Genomic DNA, 18711 nt, shown 5'->3' with positions numbered 1-18711 from the left:
GTCTGATCCATGTCAGGCGAGTCCGCCATGGCGCGGGGTGCGACCGGATGCCACGGGATGGCGGCGAGAGGGTCGATACCTGGTGCTGCGCCGCACGCAGCGGCGCACCGCTCGTGCGCGTGGAGCATTTTCGCGCCTGCGTTGAGCGGCGGGTTCTGCGCCGGGCATCGATCATGCGGAGCGTCGGCTGCCGCATCGACCCGGTTGAAGGCCGCGGCGTGTCAGCGCGGCGGCATGTCCGATGCGTGGCCGCCGACGCGGTTCCTGCCTGCGTCCTTGGCCTGGTAGAGCGCGCGGTCCGCGGCTTCGATCCACTGGCGCGGGTGGTTTCCGCCGCCCGGGCGGGAGGCGATTCCGATGCTTACCGAACAGCGCAGCGAGGGCACCAGCGGGAAGCGCAGGCTCTCCACATCGGCGCGGATGCGTTCGGCGATCGCGCCCGCACCGGACGAATCGACAGGCAGGACGAGGGCGATTTCGTCGCCTCCCAGCCGTCCGGCCAGCCCACGATCGGCCACCTGCTCACGCACGATGGTGCCGATTGCGCGCAGCACGTCGTCGCCGATCGGATGGCCATGGGTGTCGTTGACCACCTTGAAGTCGTCCAGGTCGATCAGCAGCAGCGTGGCGTCCGCACCCGGGCGCAGTGCGGCCAGCATCGCGGCAACGCGCTGTTCCCAGTGGCGTCGCGTATGCAGGCCGGTCAGCGGATCGGTGTGGGCCAGCTCCTTCAGGCGCAGGTTCTGCAACTGCAACCGGCGCACCAGGCTGTAGCTGATCGCGCTGACCACCAGCGTGTGGATCACCAGGATCGGCAGGCTGGCCATCACCACTGCCATGTCGGAGGCGGGGGCGGCGGCGAAGCCGGTGAGCAGCCCGCCCAGCACGATGCCGGCGGCGGTCCAGCCCAGCGAGCGAAGCCACAGCCCGCGGATGCCGGTGGTGACCTTGTCGGCCGCCACCACGGCGATCAGCACCACCGACGGCAGCAGGTTGAAATGCATCAGCGGGGCGCAGGTGCCGGCGAAGAACGAGTCCAGCAGCAGATTGCGCCGCTCGGTCGCGGCCGGATCCCTGCCGTGGCGGGCCATCAGGAAGGCGAGGTGCGGCCAGGCGAAGCACACCAGCCCCGCCCACGCCCAGGCTCCCCAGCTTCCATACTGCTGCAGCACGACGGCGATGGGCAGCGCGCCCAGCCCCATGCCCAGCACGCGCAGCACGTAGGTGCGCCGGTAGAGCTGGCGCAAAGGGTTGCTGGACAGGTCGTTCTTCATGGGCTTCACGATGCCTGAGGGCGGGCCGGCGGGAGCTGTGCCGGCCTCATGCACGCAGCAGGGCGGGGATATCCAGATCCCAGTCGGCGGGATCTTCGATGGTGAGGATGCGATCGTCCGAGCCTTCCAGGTCGAGCGTCTCCGGCTCCAGCGGCGCGCAGTCGGGAAGGGTGCAGATCAGTCGCACGATCGGATTCAGCGCGCTGCCGTTGCCCTGCACCAGCACCACGGCCAGCCGCTGGGACGCCAGTCGCACGAGTGTGCCGGTGGGGTAGATGCCGATGAGCTTCACGAAGACGTGGAAGATCCTGCGGTCGAAATGACCATCCTGCCACTCGGCCATGCGGCGAATGGCGTCGGCCGGCTCCCAGCCGGCCTTGTAGGAGCGCTCGGAAGTGATCGCATCGTAGACGTCGCAGATCGCACCCATGCGCGCGACCTCGCTCAGCGCATCGCCGGACAGGCGGCCCGGATAGCCGGTGCCGTCGGTCCGTTCGTGATGGTGCAGGCACACCTGCAGCGCCATCGGGCCGGCGGCCGATTCGCGGCTCAGGATGTCCCAGCCGATCTGCGGATGCTGCCGCACGGTAGCCAGCTCCAGTGGGTTGAGGCGACCGGGTTTGTTGAGCACCGCGTCGGATATGCCGACCTTGCCGATGTCGTGCAGCAGCCCCGCCACGCCGAGCTCTTTCAACGCTTCGCCCTGGTAGCCCAGGCGCCTGCCCAGGGCGATCATCAGGGCGGCGACCGCGACCGAGTGCAGGTAGGTGTAGTCGTCCTTGTTCTTCAGGCGGACCACGCTGAGCATCGCGGCAGGGTTGCGGGCAATCACCTCGTTGATCTCGTCCACCACCTCGGCAGCGGCGTCCATGCTCAGCGCCTTGCCCATGCGCGCCTCGCCGAACAGCGACTTCGCCACGCCCTTGGCGCGCTCGCGGATGGCTTCGGCGGCGGCATAGTCATCGCCGAAGACGGAACGCGGCGGCGATGGCACGGGTGCCTCCGCGGGCGCCGCAAGGACGGGGGCAGTGGCCGGTTGCGGTGTCGCGACAGGCAGGTCCACGCCCTTGCTGGTGTCGATCCAGACGCCCTGCTGTCCCAGCGCGCGCAGGGTGACCAGGGTCTCGCCAGGTTCCACCACGAACGAGCCGCGCCAGAACGGGTGATCCAGCCAGCTGCCATCGATCTTCCTGACATACATGCCGGGTACGACCTGGGTGGCGGGAATCTTTTTCAGGGGCGAGGACATGTTCGGGCGGGAGGGGGCGTCTTGTTGCGGAGCTGCATGACACCTTCGTGCCGCGTCCCGGCTGTCTGGCGGCGGGGCGGCTCTCCGGTGAATGGCTTGCCGATCAGATATCGGCGCGGCGGCCCCCGACTTGAGTCACGTACCGGTCTCCGCGCCGGGTACGCCGCCAGTGTGCGTGTGACAATCCCGGCATGACCCATCCGCCAGCCCCGCCGCACCATCTCCGCGACCTGGCCCGCCTGCGACGGGTGCGCGACCGCATCGACCGCGAGTACGCGCGGCCACTGAACGTCGAAGCGCTGGCCCACGGCGTGCACATGTCGGCAGGACACCTGAGCCGGCAGTTCCGGCTGGCGTTCGGCGAGTCGCCGTATGCCTACCTGATGACCCGCCGCATCGAGCGGGCGATGGCCCTGCTGCGCCGCGGCGACCTCAGCGTGACCGAGGTGTGCTACGCCGTGGGCTGCGCATCGCTGGGCACGTTCACCACCCGCTTCACCGAGCTGGTGGGCGTGTCGCCCGGCGTGTACCGGCGCGAAGCGGCTCAGGCGACGCGGGGCATGCCCGCGTGCGTGGCCCGGCAGGTGACGCGACCGGTCAGGAATCGAGAAGCGCCGACGGACGCGCCGGACCTAGCATGACCGCTCCTTACCCAGACGAGGCGAACGCCATGGACATCGCGATTCACGCCAGTTTTCTCCCGCACACCGACCCGGATGCCTCGCTGGCGTTCTACCGCGACACGCTGGGCTTCGAGGTGCGCAACGATGTCGGCTACCAGGGGCTGCGCTGGATCACGGTCGGCCCGCCGGGGCAGCCGGAGACCTCCATCGTGCTGGCGCCGCCGTCGGCCAGCCCGGGCGTTACCAACGAGGAAAAGCGCACCATTGCCGAGATGATGGCCAAGGGCACCTACGCGATGCTGCTGCTGGCCACGTCCGACCTGGATGCCGCGTTCGAGCGCATCCAGGCAAGCGGCGCGGAGATCGTCGAGGAGCCGACCATGCAGCCCTACGGCGTGCGCGACTGCGCGGTGCGCGATCCGGCCGGCAACCTGCTGCGCGTGCAGGAGCGGCGCTGAAAGCGGCGCGATCGATCACCCACACAAGGAGACGGACGTGGCGGAAAAGAAAGGTGGCACGAAGCCGGCGACGAAGCCGGCGACAAAAGCGGCGGCGAAACGCTCCGCAAGCGGCTTCACCGCCGAGGAAAAGGCGGCGATGCGCGAATACGCGCAGGAACTCAAGGCCGCCTCGCGGCCGGGCAGGAAGGCCGCCGACGGCGAGGCGGACCTGCTGGCCAGGGTCGCCGCCATGCCCGAGCCGGACCGCGTGATGGCCACGCGCATCCACGCCATCGTGCGGGCGAGCGCGCCGGCGCTGGTGCCGCGCACCTGGTACGGCATGCCGGCCTACGCCAATGCCGAGGGCAAGGTGGTGTGTTTCTTCCAGGGCATGTCGAAGTTCAAGACGCGCTACGCCACGCTCGGCTTCAGCGACAAGGCGAAGCTCGATGACGGCACGATGTGGCCGAGTGCCTATGCGCTGAAGCGGCTGGATGCCACCACCGAGGCGCACATCGCAACGCTGGTGGCACAGGCGGCGGGGTAGCCGGTCGCGGCGCGGGCGTCGCGCCGCGCGGCGTTCAGGCACCCGCCGGCAGCGACATGGGGCTGACCCGGTTGCGGCCGTCCTGCTTGGAGGCATACAGCGCGTCGTCGGCGAGTCGCAGCAAATCGTCGAGGTCGGCTGCCGGCTCGCCGTGGGCAACGCCAAGGCTGGCGGTGATGCGGATCGGCGAGGCCCCGGCCAGCGGAACGGCCAGGCCGGCCAGCGCGGCGCGCAGGCGTTCGGCGATCGCCAGTGCCTCGTGCATGGGCGTGTCCGGCAGCAGCACCACGAACTCCTCGCCGCCCCAGCGCGCCAGCAGGTCGCGGCTGCGGGTGGCAGCACGCAGGGTGTCGGCGACGGCGACCAGGGTGCGGTCGCCGGCGTCGTGGCCGTGCCGGTCGTTGATCGCCTTGAAGTGGTCGATATCCAGCATCGCCAGGGCATGGGCGCCCGGTGTCGCGGCCGCATCGAACAGGGGCGCGGCGTGCACCAGGAAGCCGCGGCGGTTGTACAGCCCGGTGAGTGCGTCGTGTTCGGCCAGCTGCAATGCCTGCGCACGGTCCTCGCGGTCGCGGCGCAGGCGCAGCCCCAGCGCCAGCGCCCAGATCGACGCTTCGGTCATGATCCCGACCTCGATCAGCCGGAAGGTCATGTCGTTGAACGGCAGCCGTCCCATCACCGCCTGGGTGGTGATGAAGGCGCCGACCATGCTGATCAGCGACGCGACGAAGAACGGCCAGGCCTGCTCGGCGCGGCGGCGCACGGCGAGCACGCCGATCACCACCATCAGCACCGTGAACACGTTGATGTAGGCGAAGGCCAGCGTCACGGCCAGCGCGTGCGCGTTGGTGACGATGCACAGCGCCATGCCCGCCAGTCCCAGCCGCACCAGCCAGGCCAGGGCCCGATCCAGCCGCGGTGCCCAGCGCGCCATGCGCAGGAAGTCGCGGGCGAATGCAAGGCCGGTGCTGGAGAACAGCGTCATGCCGACCAGGATGGCGTAGCGCCCGACCAGTGGCGCGTCCGGCCACACCACCCGCGCGGCCACGCCCAAATAGGCCAGGTGCATGAACAGGTAGCTGCCCACGTAGAACACGTAGCGCCGCAGGCTCGACTCGCGCAGCGCCAGCCACAGCAGGCCGAAGGTCGCCACCAGCGCCAGCAGGTAGCCGTGCACCAGGCCCAGCCAGCCGCGGGTCGATCCCTCCAGCAGGCCGGTGCGGTCCATCGGCACGAGACGTACGCCGAACTGCACCGAGTCCACGCTGTCGGCGCGCACGAACAGCTGCGAGCGGCCTGGCTGCAACCGGGCGTCGAAGGCGAAGCCCAGCCCGGGATGAAGGTCGCGCCCGGGGGCGCGCTCGTCGCCGCCCTGCCACGGGGTGATGCGGCCGCCCGGTCCGACCAGCCAGGCGTCCACACGGTCGGCCCAGCCTTCGACCACGTAGATGCGCCAGGTGCGGGGCAGGTACTGCGCGTCGTCGATGTCCAGCACCAGCCAGCCCGGCGGGGCGTCGTTGCCCAGGTTCGGCACCGCGCTGGCGGAACGGCTGAAGCGGCCCTCCGCCAGCGCCCGGCGGGCCTGCTCCAGCGTGAGCGGGTGACCACGCTCCTCGGCCAGCAGGCGCACGTAACGTCCCAGCGGCGCGTCCGGGTCGGGCAGGCGCAGCTCGTGTCCAGGTTCGCCGTGTGCGGGTGGTTCGATCGCGGTGATGCCATGATCGTCCAGCCGCACCTGCTGCGCGTGGCCGGCCGGCGGCAGCCAGGTCAAAGCGGCCAGCAACAATCCGCAGGCCAGGTGTCGGCCCCGACTCGGTGTGCGCCGTGCGCGGCGCTCCCGCTCCATGCCCCCGTCCATCGCGCCCCCTGTAGCACGCCGGGCCCGGCCTGGGCCGCGTCTGCGCCTGATTGCGATAGTGCCATGCCCCGCCGTCGTGGCGCAGCCGCTGCACGGGGTCATGCCCTTCGGGGACAGCACTGCACGGCGCTCCCGCCGGGCCGCGTCGCTGGCCTCAGCCGCGCCCGGCCTCGGCGGGCACGGGCCGGGTTTCCGGCATGCGGGCGAACACCGGCAGCACGGCCAGGGCGACCAGCGCGATCATCGCGCCGGGCACCGCATGCCAGCCGGTCAGCTTCACCAGCACTTCGGCCAGGAACGGCGTGAGCCCGCCGAAGATCGCCGTGGCCATGGTGACGCCCAGTGCCAGCCCGCTCAGCCGCCCCTCGCCGGGGAACTGCTCGGCGGTGGCCGGCGCGCCCACTGCGCTGACCCCGCCGGCGAGGCAGGCCAGTACGACCGCGCCGAACGCGATCATCCATTCATCGCCGCTGCCCATCACCGCGAACATGCCCAGCGGCAGCAGCGCGCTGGCGGCCGCCAGCCACAGCAGTACCGGTCGCCGGCCCACCCGGTCGGACAGCGCGCCGGTGAACGGCGTCACCACGATCACCGCCACCGCCGCCAGCGTGGACAGCCCCAGCGAGCGCCCCTCGGCGAGTACGCCGGAGGAGGTGAGGAAGGCCGGCACGTAGGTGATGCCGACGTAGTAGGTGATCGATCCCAGCGCCGACACCGCAAAGGTGCGCAGCAGGGCCGGCCGGTGGTGGCGCAGTGTGTGGCGCAGCGGCGAGTCGGGCACGCTGCGCTCGGCTACCTGGCGCTCGAAGTCCGGCGATTCCTCCATTACCGAGCGCGCAAACCACACCGCGCCGGCCAGCACGGCGCCAGCGAAGAACGGGATGCGCCAGCCCCAGGCGGCGAGGTCGGCCGGGCTCAGCATGCCGACGGTGAGCGCCGACAGCGCCACGGCAAGCAGCGCGCCCACTTCGCTCGCCGCGGACGCCAGCGAGGTGAGCAGGCCACGGCGCCGCTCCGGCGCACCCTCCAGCATGTACGCCACCACGCCGGTGTATTCGCCGCCCACCGAGAACGCCATGAAGCAGCGCAGCGCCAGCAGCAGCACCCCGGCGGCGGGACCGATCGCGGCATAGTCCGGCAGCAGCGCGGTGGCCAGCATCGCGGCGGTCATCAGCATCATCGACAGCAGCAGGGTGCGCCGACGACCGATGCGATCGCCGATGTGACCGAACACCACGGCGCCCAGCGGCCGCATCGCGTAGGAGATGGCGAAGCCGGCCAGCGTGGCCAGCAGCGAGGTGGCGCCGCCGCCGAAGAACACCCGCGACAGCACGGTGGCGAAATACAGGTACAGGGTGAAGTCGTACCACTCCACCACGGTGGACAGCGCCGCTACGGCCATGGATCGGCGCGAGACGGTCTCGGTTCGGCGGGCATCAACGGACATGGCGGGTCATCGGGGAGGGCAGGCCCCGATGGTAACGGCCGCTGCGCAGCCGGGTCGGGCCCGCGCTCAGAGCCGTGCCAGGCGCAACGCGTCGAGCAGGATGGCGAGCGGGCCGCCGACTGCGGCGCCGTCCAGCGCCGTTACCTCCAGCACCATCGTCGGCAGCGGTTGCGGCGTGGGCACCTCGACCAGCTCGCCGCGCGCCAGCTCGACCGCGACGGCGTAGCGCGGCAGTGCGCCGAGCTCGCCGCCGGAAGCCACCTGCCGCTTCACCGCCTCCACCGAGCCGGCCGAGTGCAGCGCCGCGGCGATGCCCACATGGCGCAGCCAGGTGGAGAGCAGGGCGTTGAGCGCACCTTCCGGGTCGGGCACGCAGATCGCCGCGGCCACCGCTCCGGCGACGGGCGACGGAGCGGTGTCGCCTGGTGCGCGGAACAGGGCCAGGCGCGACGACGCCAGTTGCAGCAGCGTCTGGTCCGGCGGCACCGTCTGGTCGATGCTCGGGCCGATGGTGATCGCCGCCTGCAGCCGGCCGGCGGACACCAGCTGGCGCAGCTCCGTGCAGAGGCCGGTGCGGACCTGCACGGGGAGCCCGGGACAGCGCTCGCGCAGGACGGCGAGCGCGGCGGGAAGCACGTAGGTACCGACCGATTCGGAGGCCCCGATGGCCAGCGCATGCTCCGGCTGCAGCCCTTTCGCGAACGCCATCGTTTCCTCGGCGACCTGCAGCAGACGCCGCGCGTACGGCAGCAGCGCCATCGCCTGCGCGGTCAGCACCGCGCCGCTGCCCGGGGACCGCTCGGTGACGGCGAAGCCGACCGCGCGTTCGAGCGAGAACAGGGTTTCCGACAGCGTCGACTGCGCCACCCCGACGGCCTTCGCCGCGCGGGCGATGCCGTGCTGTTCGGCGAGCGCCAGCAGCGCCCGGCAGTGTCGCAGTTCGATGTCCATGCGTGCGGGGTGGGGTGATCGTCCGGGCCGATGGGTCCATCGGGGTTTTGGAACGCGGCCGACCGGCGCGGACCATGCCGCCACCGCGCCGGCCTGCGGCGCATGCGACAGGCAGAACCACCGTGACGATGCTCCTCCCCCGCAAGACCGCGCTGATCGTGATCGATGTCCAGCAGGGTTTCAACGACCCGCGCTGGGGCGCGCGCAACAACCCCGGCGCCGAAGCGAACATCGCGCGCCTGCTGGCCACGTTCCGCGCGCAGGGCCGGCCGGTGATCCACGTGCATCACGATTCGGCCGCGCCCGACGGCGCGTTCCGTCCGGGCACGCCGGGCAACCGCCCCAAACCGGAAACCGCGCCGCGCGAGGGCGAGCCGGTCTACCGGAAATCGGTCAACAGTGCCTTCATTGGCACCACGCTCGAGCGCGACCTGCGCGCGGCGGGCATCGAGGGGCTGGTGGTCACCGGCCTGACCACCAACCACTGCGTGTCGGCCACCACCCGCATGGCCGGCAACCTCGGCTTCGACACCTTCATCGTCGCCGACGCCACGGCGACCTTCGCGCGGATCGGCCTGGACGGCGCGATGCGTCCGCCCGAAGAAGTGCACCTGAGCGCGCTGAGCGATCTCAAGGACGAGTTCGCCACGGTGGTGGACACCGACGCGGTGATCGCCGTGGCATGACCCTGCCCGGCAAACGGACGGGACGCCCGCCGCATGGTGCGGCGCGCGCCTCGTCCGGGGTGATCACCAACTGCGCCGCGCAACCCCCTCGAAGACATTGTTCGAGGGGTTGGTCTGGATCATCCGCACCCGCTGGCCGAACGCCTCGACATAGATCGAGAAGGTGACGTTGTTCGGGTCGAGGAAGTGCACGGTACCGGTGCAGTCCGCGTTGACCGTGTATTCGCCAGGCGCGCCGCCGGGCGGGGCCATGATGGCGCCGAGGTCGCCGAACGGATTGGCCACGGTGACCGCCGGCGTGAGCACGGTGCCGTCGCCGTTGAACTGCAGCACCTCGAGGATCGCCTTGGGCACCCACGGCGTGCCCGGCGGCGCCGCGGGCGCCCGGGTGAAGCCGCTGGCGGTGAACACGTAGCGGCCCTTGAGACTGCCGCTGGAACAGCCGCCCAGGTTGGCGTGGGCGAGACTCGGGCCACACATCGCGAAGGCGGCGACCGCCAGCACCGCGGACAGCAGGGCACGGCGGCGGGCAGGGGGGCGGGCGGTGTCGGTGGTGCGTACGACGGATGCCTGGTTCATGGACTTTCTCCGGTGACGGATGGTGGTCGGTGCAGAATCCCGCCGGGGCGCCGCCGTGCCGTGGAGCGACGACGGCGCCAGCCGGAGCGGGTCCGGCGATCCTGCGCAGGCCGCCCCGGCGGCGTCCTTTGGCTTTTCTGGAGCTTTTCTGGGGAGAAGCTGGTGGGGTGTCCGGGAACGGGCTAAGGTCGCGCCAGCGAGGGGAGCAGGACGATGCGCGAGGGAGCGGGAGACGCCGCACTGCCGACATCCGCTGTGCCCGGCCAGGTGCCCGGTGGCGCCGGGCTGTGCGTAGGCGAGTGCCGGGTCTGGGCCGATCTCGACCGGGTCGTCGCTCCCCACGGTGAGACGGCGCTGGAGCCCAAGACGATGGCGGTGCTGATGCACCTGGTCGAACGGGCCGGCGAGGTGGTCAGCGCCAGCGAACTGATCGACACGGTGTGGCACGGCCGTCCGATGGGCGACAACCCGGTGTACCGCTGCATCGCCCAGCTGCGGCGCGCGCTGGGTGACGATCCGCGCGCGCCGCGCTACATCGCCACCGTGCCGACCAAGGGCTACCGGCTGATCGCGCCGGTGGCGCGGCAGGCCCCGTCACCCACCGAGGCGCCGGCGCCCGCGCCGCCCGCAGCGCCGGCCGGCCGGCGTTACGCCCGTCGCTGGCTCGTCGCCGGTGCCCTGTGCGGTGTGCTGGCATTGGCCTGGTGGGCCTGGCCGCGGGCCCGGCCGGCGCCACCGACTCCTGTCGAGGCCACGCTCGCGGTATTGCCGCTGCAGGGGTCGGCGCAGGACGACGCGGGTCCACGCATTGCCGCCAGCCTGACTGACCTGGTGCGGCAAGCGCTCGCACGAACGCCGGGACTCACCGTGGTCGCCGACGGTTCCACCGTCGCGGCCACCGCGGCGATGAGCGACGCGCGGGCGGTCGCCGGCCAGTTGCAGGTGGGTTACGTGCTGCAGGGGGCGGTCACGAGTACCCCGGGGGGCGTGCGGCTGGATGCCCGCTTGGTGGAGGCGCGCTCCGGCCGGGTGCTGTGGCAGGGGGGAGCGATGCGACCGCCGCAGGCGGTGGCGATGCTGCGCGACGACGTCGTGCGGGAGGTGCTGAAGGCGCTGGACGCGCCGCCCCTGCCAACGGCTCCGGGCGCGGATCGCGCGATCCACCTGGACGCCTATCGCGTCTACCTGCTCGGGCGCGAGCGGATGCGTCGTGCCGACCCGGCCAGTGCGGCGGATGCGATCGAGCTGTACCGGCGGGCGACGATTCTCGACCCGGGATTTGCCCGGGCCTATCTCGGGCTGGCGCAGGCGCTGATGCGCGCGGCCGATGCCGATCCGGGACCGGCCGCGGTGAAGCGCGACGAGGGGCGCCAGGCGCTGGAGCGGGCGGTCGCGCTCGATCCCGCCCTGGGTGAGGCGTGGAGCGAGCTGGCGCGGCTGGCCGACAATCCCGCGCAGGCCGAGGCGCTGTACCGCAGGGGGCTGGCGCTGTCGCCGAACGACGGCGACGGCCACGTGCACTACGCACAGTGGCTGTTCCTGCATGGTCGCGTGGGCGAGGCGCTTGGCGAGATCGAGCGTGCCCGCCGGATCGAGCCGCTGGCGCCGGAGCTGTGCCTGACCCAGGCGTTCTTCGTGATGATCGTGCGCAGCGACGTGGCCGAGCATGACCGGCTGGTGGAACAGGCGCTGGCGATCAACCCGGCATTGCCGGAGGCGCTCTACCAGCTGGCGTATTCGAAGTGGGAATACAGCGGACACTTCGCCGAGGCCGCACAGCTGATCGAACGGGCCCTGGCCGTGCAGCCGGAGTGGCCGCAGGCGCGCGCGCTGGCGCGCGACATCTATCTCGACCTGGGCGATCCGGCGGCTGCCGAGGCGGCGCTGGGGACGGCGCCGCCGCCTCTGGCCATGCTGGAGATCGCCCAGTACCGCGGCGACCCGGCCGCAGCGGCGGCGGCCGCTGCCGGCATCGCTGCGGCGCGTTGGCCGGACCACGGTCCGCAGGCCTCCGCGGCGCAGGCCGTGCGTGACGCCGCGCTGGCACGCGGCGATCCGGCCTCGGCCCTGCAGGTGCTGCAGTCGGTGGACGCGGCGCATGCCGGCCAGATGCCCATGTGGTACCGCGGATTCGACGCGGTCTATGCCCACGTGCTGGTGCTGGCGGGGCGCCGTGGTGAAGGGCGGGCCAGGGCCCGCCAGCTGCTGGCCCTGGTCGATGCGCACGGGCTGGGGCGTGCGCCGGACTGGTTCAGTCGCGAGCACAGTGCCGCATTCGCCGTGCTGGGCAACGACGCGCGGGCACTGGACGCGCTCGGGCACAGCGTGGCGAACGGGCAGGTATACCGCTGGTGGTATCTGGCCGGGCACGACCCGCTTTATGCGCACCTGCGCGACGACCCGCGCTTCCAGGCACTGGACCGCCTCGTCCGCAGGCATCGCGACGAGCAGCGCGCGCTGCTTGCCCGCATGCGCCGGGAGGCGTCCTCCCGCGAATGAGCGGCACCGGTGGCAGAGGGGCAAAAAAACGCCCGCGTTGCGCGGGCGCATCACGTCGCGATCCGGGGACGGGCGCGACGCGGGGAGAACGGGTGGGCTTCAGGAGCCGTTGCCCTCGGAATTGCGGGTCTGCTCCTGCTGCTGCTCCTGCTGGCGGGTCTTTTCCTGCTGCCGGTTCTGATCCTGACCCTGCGCCTGGTTCCGGTTCTGCTGCTGGGTCTGGTTCTGCGTCTGGTTCTGCTGCCGCATCTGCGACGGCGAACCCTGGCCATTGCCCTGCCTCTGCATGCCCGGCAGGGTGACGCCGCGGTCGCGGGCACGTTGCTGCATCTGTTCCATGTGCTGCTGACGGTAGGTTTCCCGCTCCTGCAGTGTCTTCATCTGCATGATCTGCGAGCGGTAGGACGAGCGCTCGGCCGGGGTCATCAGCGAATAGCCGTAGATTTGGTTGTCGCGGTCGCGGGTACGGTCGCGATCCATGTCGTGGGCCGGGTCGCGGATACGGTCATGCAGGCGGTCCTGCTGCATGGTTCCCTGGCCGGCCTGTTGGCCGCTGCCGCGATTGCCGCGGGCCTGGTCGGCCATGGCCAGTGCCGGGACGGCGATCGCCAGGCAGGCGCCCAGCACCAGAGTCGGTTTCATTCGCATGGGGAGACCTCGTTGGGCATGTCACATGGCACGCCTGTCATCCTGGGGCGCCGCGGCCGAGGGATCTTGATCGCCGTCAATGTCCGGTTCGGCCGGGTAGGGCGGTATGTCGCAGCCGCCGCGCCGGGCCGCATTTCGCCCGTGCGGATCGTTGCATGGGGTACCCGGTCCCGCGGACGCCACGGCCGGGACGCTCGATGACCGGCTCGATCGTGCGATGGACCCTTCACTTCCCCCGGAACATGCCGATAAGCCGACACGCCGGCCGCCGGTCGGCGATGCCGCTGGTGGTTCAAGCGGGCGTGCATTCCATCCGACGCGCGAGGTGCGCATGAATCTGGACGACCTGTTCGAGAAGCTGCACGACATGCCCACCGTCCCCGAGGTGGCACATGAGCTGCTGCGCCAGTTCGACGATCCCGACACGAACATCGACGAGCTGGCCCACACCATCGAGCGCGATCCGGTGATTGCCGCCAAGGTGCTGCGACTGGCGAACTCGGCGCGCTTCCACGGGGCCCGCGACTGCACGCATGTGTCCGACGCGGCGCTGCGCCTGGGCTTCAACATGCTGCGCACGCTGGTGCTCGCCTCGGCGGTCACCGGCGTCTTTCGCCCCGGCGGCAGCTTCGACCTGAAGCGCTTCTGGCGACACAGTTTCGAAGTCGCCAGCATCGGTCGTCTGCTGGCCCGGCAGCGCGGCATCGATGCTGAGGCCGCGTTCACCTGCGGCATGATGCACAACCTCGGCGAGCTGCTGATCCAGACGGCTGCGCCGGAGTACGCGAAGATGCTGCAGCCGACCACATCGTCCACGGCCCATGCCGCGGATGAGACGTTGCAGCTGGGGTTCGGCTTCCCGGAGGTCGGAGCGGAGCTCGCACGGCGCTGGAATCTGCCGCGCCTGATCCAGGACGCGATCGCCTATCAGGCACGGCCGATGCAGGCTCCGGCGGGATCGGTGATGCCGCTGTTGGTGGCGCAGGCCGTACACATCGCCGATGCGCTGGATGCCTGCGGTGGCATCGGCGACGAAGCGCGCCAGGCGGCCGATGGCCCACTGATGGCGGGCGTGCAGCTGGATGCCGTGTTCAAGCTGCTGCCAAAGGCGCTGGAAGCCGACAGCGCCTTCGCCGAGGTGCTTGGCTAGTTGCGATGTCGCCGTCGACGGCTCCCGCGTGAGTGCCCGCCGTGGCGTGTCACTCGCAGGCGTCGACGGCGGGGCATGGCAGTCGGATCCGGGCGAAGCCATCGTCGGATGGCTTCCGGCACGGCCCATCGCGTGCTGGCTGGTGCTAAGTTCCAAGGTTTACCACCGCTGCTGGAGCCGCCCATGTTCTCCCTTCCCGCCAACGGTTCGCCGCTCGCCGCGAGCCGCAAGTTTTCGCGAGTCGCAGTGGCTGTCGCACTGGTCCTGGGCAGCGCGGTCGCCAGCGCCCAGGAATCGCGCAGCGGCAAGGTGCCGGCGCCGCAGGACGTGCCGTATCCGGGCACGGTGGCCATCCACGTCGATGCCAGCGACACCCGCCAGGGCATCTACCGCGTGCACGAGACCGTGCCGGTGAAGCCCGGTCCGTTCACGCTGCTGTATCCGCAGTGGATCCCCGGCGACCACTCGCCGACCGGTCCGGTCGCCATGCTCGCCGGACTGCGCATCGAGGCCAGCGGCAAGCCGCTGAAGTGGACGCGCGACAAGTACGACGTCTACGCCTTCCATCTCGACGTGCCCGAGGGCGTGTCCAGCCTCGACGTGACGTTCCAGTACCTGTCCGATCGCAGCGGCGGCTTCGAGATGACCGACCGCATGCTCGACCTGGAATGGAACAAGGTGGCGCTGTACCCGGCCGGCCACTACTCGCGCCGGATCACCTTCGCGCCCAGCGTCAGCCTGCCCGCCGGCTGGCAGTTCGGCAGCGCGCTGGAAACCGCCTCGCAGTCCGGCGGCACCACCACCTTCAAGCCGGTCACCTTCAACAACCTGGTGGACTCGCCGATCTACGCCGGCAGGTACTTCAAGCGGGTGGACCTGACCCCGCCGGGCGGGGCGCCGGTGCACCTGGACATCGTCGCAGACGCGCCGAAATACCTGGCGATGACGCCGCACCAGGTGCAGGTGCACCGCAACCTGGCGGTGCAGGCGACGAAGCTGTTCGGCTCGCACCACTACGACCACTACGACTTCCTGTTCTCGCTGTCCGACGAGCTGGGCGGCAACGGCCTGGAGCATCACCAGTCCAGCGAGAACGGCCTGGGCGCGGACTACTTCACCGCGTGGGACGACGCGGCGCCGGGGCGCGACCTGCTCGCGCACGAGTACACCCACTCGTGGAACGGCAAGTTCCGCCGCGGCGCGGACCTGTGGACGCCCAACTTCAACGTGCCGATGGGCGACTCGCTGCTGTGGGTGTACGAGGGCCAGACCCAGTACTGGGGCTTCGTGCTGACCGCGCGCGCCGGCATGTGGACGCCGGAGCAGTTCCGCGACGCGCTCGCGATGGTGGCCGCTAACTACGACCGCAACCGCGAGGGCTTCCAGTGGCGCACGCTGGAGGACACCACCAACGACCCGACCGCGGCACGCCGCGCCGCGCTGCCGTACCGCAGCTGGCAGATGAGCGAGGAGTACTACAGCGCCGGCCAGATGGTGTGGCTCGCCGTGGACGCCAAGCTGCGCGCGCTCACCCACGACCACAAGTCGCTGGATGATTTCGCCAGGGCGTTCTTCGGCGTCGACAACGGCAGCTACGTGACGAAGACCTACACCTTCGACGACGTGGTCGCCGCGCTCGACGGCGTGGCCAAGTACGACTGGGCCTCGTTCCTGCGCCAGCGCGTGGACACGCTGGATCCGCCGCTGCTGGACGGGCTGGCGGGCACCGGCTGGAAGCTGGTCTACACCGAGCAGGAAAGCCCGTACGAGAAGCAGTACGACAGCCGTCCGGAGTCGCCGCGGCACCTGTACAACTTCACCTGGTCGATCGGCCTGACCATGGCGGACAAGGGCCTGGTCAACGATGTGCGCTGGGGAGGCCCGGCGTTCAAGGCGGGGGTGAGCACCGGTGCGACCATCGTGGCGGTGAACGGGCAGGACTACTCCAAGGACGTGCTCAAACAGGCGATCAGCGCGGCCAAGGGCAACCAGACACCGATCGACCTGCTGTTGAAGTACCAGGGCGGCTACCGGCATGTGGCGGTCGACTACCATGGCGGCCTGCAATACCCCCACCTGGAGCGGATCGAAGGTACTCCGGACTACCTTGACCAGATCATCGCGGCGCGGAAATAGGCGTCACGCTTCGATAATGTGATTTACATCACACTGTTGTTCGGCGGCAGTTGACATGAATCAGCTGCCGCCTGTCCCGCTGGGGCAGAGTGGCCATCCGATAGGGAAGACATCGGGTGCGGGAGTGCGGTGAGGCTCCCGCGACACACCTGGGAGGTGCGGTCATGCGGAATGAATGGCGTGGTGCGTTTGCCGTCGTGCTCGAGCTCGTCGCCATCGGCATGAGCCTGGCGTGGGCGGGCGAGGGACTGATCCAGTTCTCCGGCGCGGTGGTGACGCCCACCTGCGATACGGGTGCGGCAACGCGCCTGCCCGGTGAGGTAGGCGGCCCGGTCCGGGTCTACTCGTGCGGAGCACCGGTTGCCGACGGCGGTGGAGGGGACGCGGCCAACCCCTCGACCTACCGCCGCGAGGTGATCCGCCTGAACGACCACGAGTCACTGCCGGTGCTCCGGCAATTCGGCGACCAGGCTGCATCCGCCTCATCCACGGGGCAGCGACCGCTGCTGGTCGTGCAGACCTACAACTGATCCATTCGGGTGCCGCGGCGCATTGCGCTACCGTGTGCCGAATCGGTCTGTCGTGGAGTTGTCCGGATGTTTCGAGTGTTGCCTGTGGTCGCGGGCCTGCTGGTGCTGGCCCTGTCATGGAATGCCTTGGCATCCGGCGGAAAGGAAGGCACGCCACAGGCGATCAATCCGCTCTACACCGCGCCTGCGTCGTCGCTGGACCTGGCGCAGATCGCCTCGATGCAGCACCTGCTGGCCGACTGGCCGCAGCTGGAGCGCTACCGCGCGGACAACCGGAGGCTGGGCGCGCCGAAGCCCGGCGAGCAGCGCGTGGTGTTCTATGGTGATTCGATCACCGACGCGTGGGGGCGTGCGCCCGGCACGACGTTCTTCCCCGGCAAGCCGTTCGTCAACCGTGGGATTTCCGGCCAGACCACCGCGCAGATGGTGGTGCGCTTCCGGCAGGACGTGATCGACCTGCACCCGGCCGCCGTGGTGATCCTGGCCGGCACCAACGACATCGCCGGCAACACCGGACTGGCCACCTTGCCGATGATCGAGGACAACTTTCGCTCAATGACCGAGCTGGCCCGAGCCCATGGCATACGCGTGATTCTCGCTTCGGTGCTGCCGACCGCCGACTACCCCTGGCACCCGGGATTGCAGCCGGCGGGTCGGATCCGCGCACTGAATGCCTGGCTGAAGGACTACGCGAAGGCGCAGGGCGCGGTCTACCTCGACTATTACGACGCGCTGGCCAATGCACAGGGCGGACTGGATCGCCGGCTTGCAGCCGATGGCGTGCATCCGACGCCGGCTGGCTACGCGATCATGGCACCGCTGGCGCTCGGGGCGATCGGCAGGGTCCTGGCAGGATCGACCCGGGTGCACTGAGCCGCATGGCGGCTCCCGCTGGCTCCCGCTAAAGTGGGTCGGATCTACAGGGGAGTCCAGGGGAATGCATCGACAGGCTGGCTTGCTGGTGGCCGCCGTGTTGGCTTGTGCCGGCATGATGCCTGCGCACGGGCAGCAGCGGGAGCCGGCTCGTTTTCCGCCACCGCGCGGGATGCGTCCGCCGCCTCCACCACCCCCGCCCGGCATGCCTCCACCGCGTCGATTCCCGCCGCCACCGCCACCGGAGGCAGGGCGTGCACCGGCGACGTTGCCCGCCACGGTGCCCATCGTGACGGCGCCCGCTCCCGAACGCGTGGCGAGCGATCCCGTTCGCGCCGCCGGTTCGCAGCCGCAGCCCCCGACGACGGCACTGCGGGTGGCACCCGCGCCGGCGGCGTCCATGCCAAACCCGGCCGCTTCGGCGCCGATGCCGACCCGCGTGGCGGGCGCCTTGCCGGCGGAAGCGGGCGCCGCTCCCGGCTCGCCGCCGGAGTCCCGCAAGGCGCCGACCTGGCCCTGGCTGGTGCTGCTCGCCGCGCTGGCCGCTGCCTGGTGGACAGCCTGGCGCCACAGCCAGCGGCTGAAAGCGGAAACCGAGCGGCTGGCGCGCCAGCAGCGCGTGCTGAAGTCGGCCCACAGCCACCTGCAGCGCAAGTCGGAGAAGCTGCAGCACCTGTCGATGCACGATCCGCTCACCGGCACGCTCAACCGGCAGGCGTTCGGCGCCGAGTTGCGTGACCGGATCGACCACTTGTCCAAGTACGGTCAGCCGCTCAGCCTGATCGTGTTCGACCTGGATCACTTCAAGCAGATCAACGACCGCCACGGCCACCTGGTGGGTGACGCGGCGCTGGCGCTGGTGGTCGGCGTGGTGCGGGAGCACCTGGTCAGCGACGATCTGTTCGGTCGCTTCGGCGGCGACGAATTCATGATCGCCAGCCCGGGCCAGGATGCCGCGCGCACGCTCGCGCTGGCCGAGACCCTGCGCCTGGCGGTTGCCGCACGCGCTCCGCACGCCGACCCGCCGGTTCCTGGCTTGACGCTCAGCCTGGGTGTGGCCCAGGCCGACCCGGACCAGGGCTACCAGCTCGACGAACTGTTCGCGCGGGCGGACGCGGCGCTGTACGTGGCCAAGCAGCGCGGTCGCAACCATGCCGTGGCGGCTGACGAAACGATGATGGCGCAGCGGGTGCCGGGTACGGTGCGCAGGCACCTTTAGGC

Annotated in this window: 17 protein-coding genes; 10 read left to right on the top strand and 7 right to left on the bottom strand. The window is 70.6% G+C overall.

Annotation, left to right across the window (positions count from 1 at the left end; translation table 11 throughout):
* Positions 1 to 221 precede the first annotated feature (221 nt).
* The gene (locus C693_RS0100445; protein WP_017460271.1) at positions 222 to 1274 is read right to left on the bottom strand and encodes a sensor domain-containing diguanylate cyclase; all 1053 of its coding nucleotides are present in this window, start codon (positions 1272 to 1274) and stop codon (positions 222 to 224) included.
* 46 nt (positions 1275 to 1320) lie between these two features.
* Entirely contained in the window at positions 1321 to 2523 is a 1203-nt protein-coding gene (locus C693_RS0100440) for an HD-GYP domain-containing protein (RefSeq protein WP_043598226.1), read from the bottom strand.
* A gap of 191 nt (positions 2524 to 2714) precedes the next feature.
* On the opposite strand from C693_RS0100440, the gene C693_RS0100435 reads away from it, so the two are divergent.
* From C693_RS0100435 to C693_RS0100425, 3 genes are read left to right on the top strand one after another with little or no spacing between them, the layout of a single operon-like run.
* A complete protein-coding gene (locus tag C693_RS0100435) occupies positions 2715 to 3164 on the top strand; it encodes a helix-turn-helix transcriptional regulator (RefSeq protein WP_017460269.1) in 450 nt (149 codons plus the stop codon).
* Positions 3161 to 3604, top strand: a complete 444-nt coding sequence (locus tag C693_RS0100430) for a VOC family protein (RefSeq protein ID WP_241762602.1) — start codon at positions 3161 to 3163, stop codon at positions 3602 to 3604. The genes C693_RS0100435 and C693_RS0100430 overlap by 4 nt, the downstream gene beginning before the upstream one ends.
* A 37-nt stretch (positions 3605 to 3641) precedes the next feature.
* Entirely contained in the window at positions 3642 to 4133 is a 492-nt protein-coding gene (locus C693_RS0100425; protein ID WP_017460267.1) for an iron chaperone, read from the top strand.
* A 34-nt stretch (positions 4134 to 4167) separates the two neighbouring features.
* Here the strand turns inward: C693_RS0100425 and C693_RS0100420 are convergent, their stop codons facing one another.
* From C693_RS0100420 to C693_RS0100410, 3 genes are all read right to left on the bottom strand, one after another.
* Positions 4168 to 5979, bottom strand: coding sequence for a diguanylate cyclase (locus tag C693_RS0100420; RefSeq protein ID WP_198506809.1), 1812 nt, complete (start codon positions 5977 to 5979; stop codon positions 4168 to 4170).
* A 166-nt stretch (positions 5980 to 6145) separates the two neighbouring features.
* Positions 6146 to 7438 (bottom strand): MFS transporter, encoded by a 1293-nt coding sequence (locus C693_RS0100415; protein ID WP_052329332.1) that lies wholly within the window; start codon positions 7436 to 7438, stop codon positions 6146 to 6148.
* A gap of 66 nt (positions 7439 to 7504) precedes the next feature.
* A complete protein-coding gene (locus tag C693_RS0100410) occupies positions 7505 to 8389 on the bottom strand; it encodes a LysR family transcriptional regulator (protein WP_017460264.1) in 885 nt (294 codons plus the stop codon).
* Between the two features lie 128 nt (positions 8390 to 8517).
* Between C693_RS0100410 and C693_RS0100405 the strand changes: the two genes are divergently transcribed.
* A complete protein-coding gene (locus C693_RS0100405) occupies positions 8518 to 9075 on the top strand; it encodes a cysteine hydrolase family protein (RefSeq protein WP_017460263.1) in 558 nt (185 codons plus the stop codon).
* 63 nt (positions 9076 to 9138) lie between these two features.
* Here C693_RS0100405 and C693_RS0100400 read toward each other — a convergent pair whose 3' ends face one another.
* On the bottom strand, positions 9139 to 9654 hold the full coding sequence (locus C693_RS0100400) for a hypothetical protein (protein ID WP_017460262.1): 516 nt from the start codon (positions 9652 to 9654) through the stop codon (positions 9139 to 9141).
* Between the two features lie 213 nt (positions 9655 to 9867).
* Here C693_RS0100400 and C693_RS24455 point away from each other — a divergent pair, with 213 nt between their 5' ends.
* Positions 9868 to 12153 carry a winged helix-turn-helix domain-containing protein gene (locus C693_RS24455; protein WP_083868188.1) on the top strand — a complete coding sequence of 762 codons (2286 nt, stop codon included), beginning with the start codon at positions 9868 to 9870 and terminating at the stop codon, positions 12151 to 12153.
* A 99-nt stretch (positions 12154 to 12252) separates the two neighbouring features.
* On the opposite strand, the gene C693_RS0100390 is transcribed toward C693_RS24455, so the two are convergent.
* Positions 12253 to 12801, bottom strand: a complete 549-nt coding sequence (locus C693_RS0100390; protein WP_026107069.1) for a hypothetical protein — start codon at positions 12799 to 12801, stop codon at positions 12253 to 12255.
* Positions 12802 to 13132: 331 nt separating this feature from the next.
* On the opposite strand from C693_RS0100390, the gene C693_RS0100385 reads away from it, so the two are divergent.
* From C693_RS0100385 to C693_RS20710, 5 genes are all read left to right on the top strand, one after another.
* Complete coding sequence (locus C693_RS0100385) at positions 13133 to 13951, top strand: HDOD domain-containing protein (protein WP_017460259.1); 819 nt, start codon at positions 13133 to 13135, stop codon at positions 13949 to 13951.
* 183 nt (positions 13952 to 14134) lie between these two features.
* Positions 14135 to 16087 (top strand): M61 family metallopeptidase, encoded by a 1953-nt coding sequence (locus tag C693_RS0100380; protein ID WP_017460258.1) that lies wholly within the window; start codon positions 14135 to 14137, stop codon positions 16085 to 16087.
* 164 nt (positions 16088 to 16251) lie between these two features.
* On the top strand, positions 16252 to 16617 hold the full coding sequence (locus tag C693_RS0100375) for a hypothetical protein (RefSeq protein WP_017460257.1): 366 nt from the start codon (positions 16252 to 16254) through the stop codon (positions 16615 to 16617).
* Between the two features lie 66 nt (positions 16618 to 16683).
* Complete coding sequence (locus C693_RS0100370) at positions 16684 to 17490, top strand: SGNH/GDSL hydrolase family protein (RefSeq protein ID WP_017460256.1); 807 nt, start codon at positions 16684 to 16686, stop codon at positions 17488 to 17490.
* Positions 17491 to 17890: 400 nt separating this feature from the next.
* Positions 17891 to 18709: a GGDEF domain-containing protein gene (locus tag C693_RS20710; RefSeq protein WP_157798519.1), complete on the top strand. Its 819-nt coding sequence runs from the start codon at positions 17891 to 17893 to the stop codon at positions 18707 to 18709.
* The last annotated feature ends 2 nt before the right edge of the window (positions 18710 to 18711 follow it).

This window comes from Dyella ginsengisoli LA-4, from assembly GCF_000334915.1.
Taxonomy (GTDB): domain Bacteria; phylum Pseudomonadota; class Gammaproteobacteria; order Xanthomonadales; family Rhodanobacteraceae; genus Dyella_A; species Dyella_A ginsengisoli_A.
Note: the sequence above shows the minus strand (reverse complement) of the source record. Positions and strands in the feature narration are given on the sequence as shown.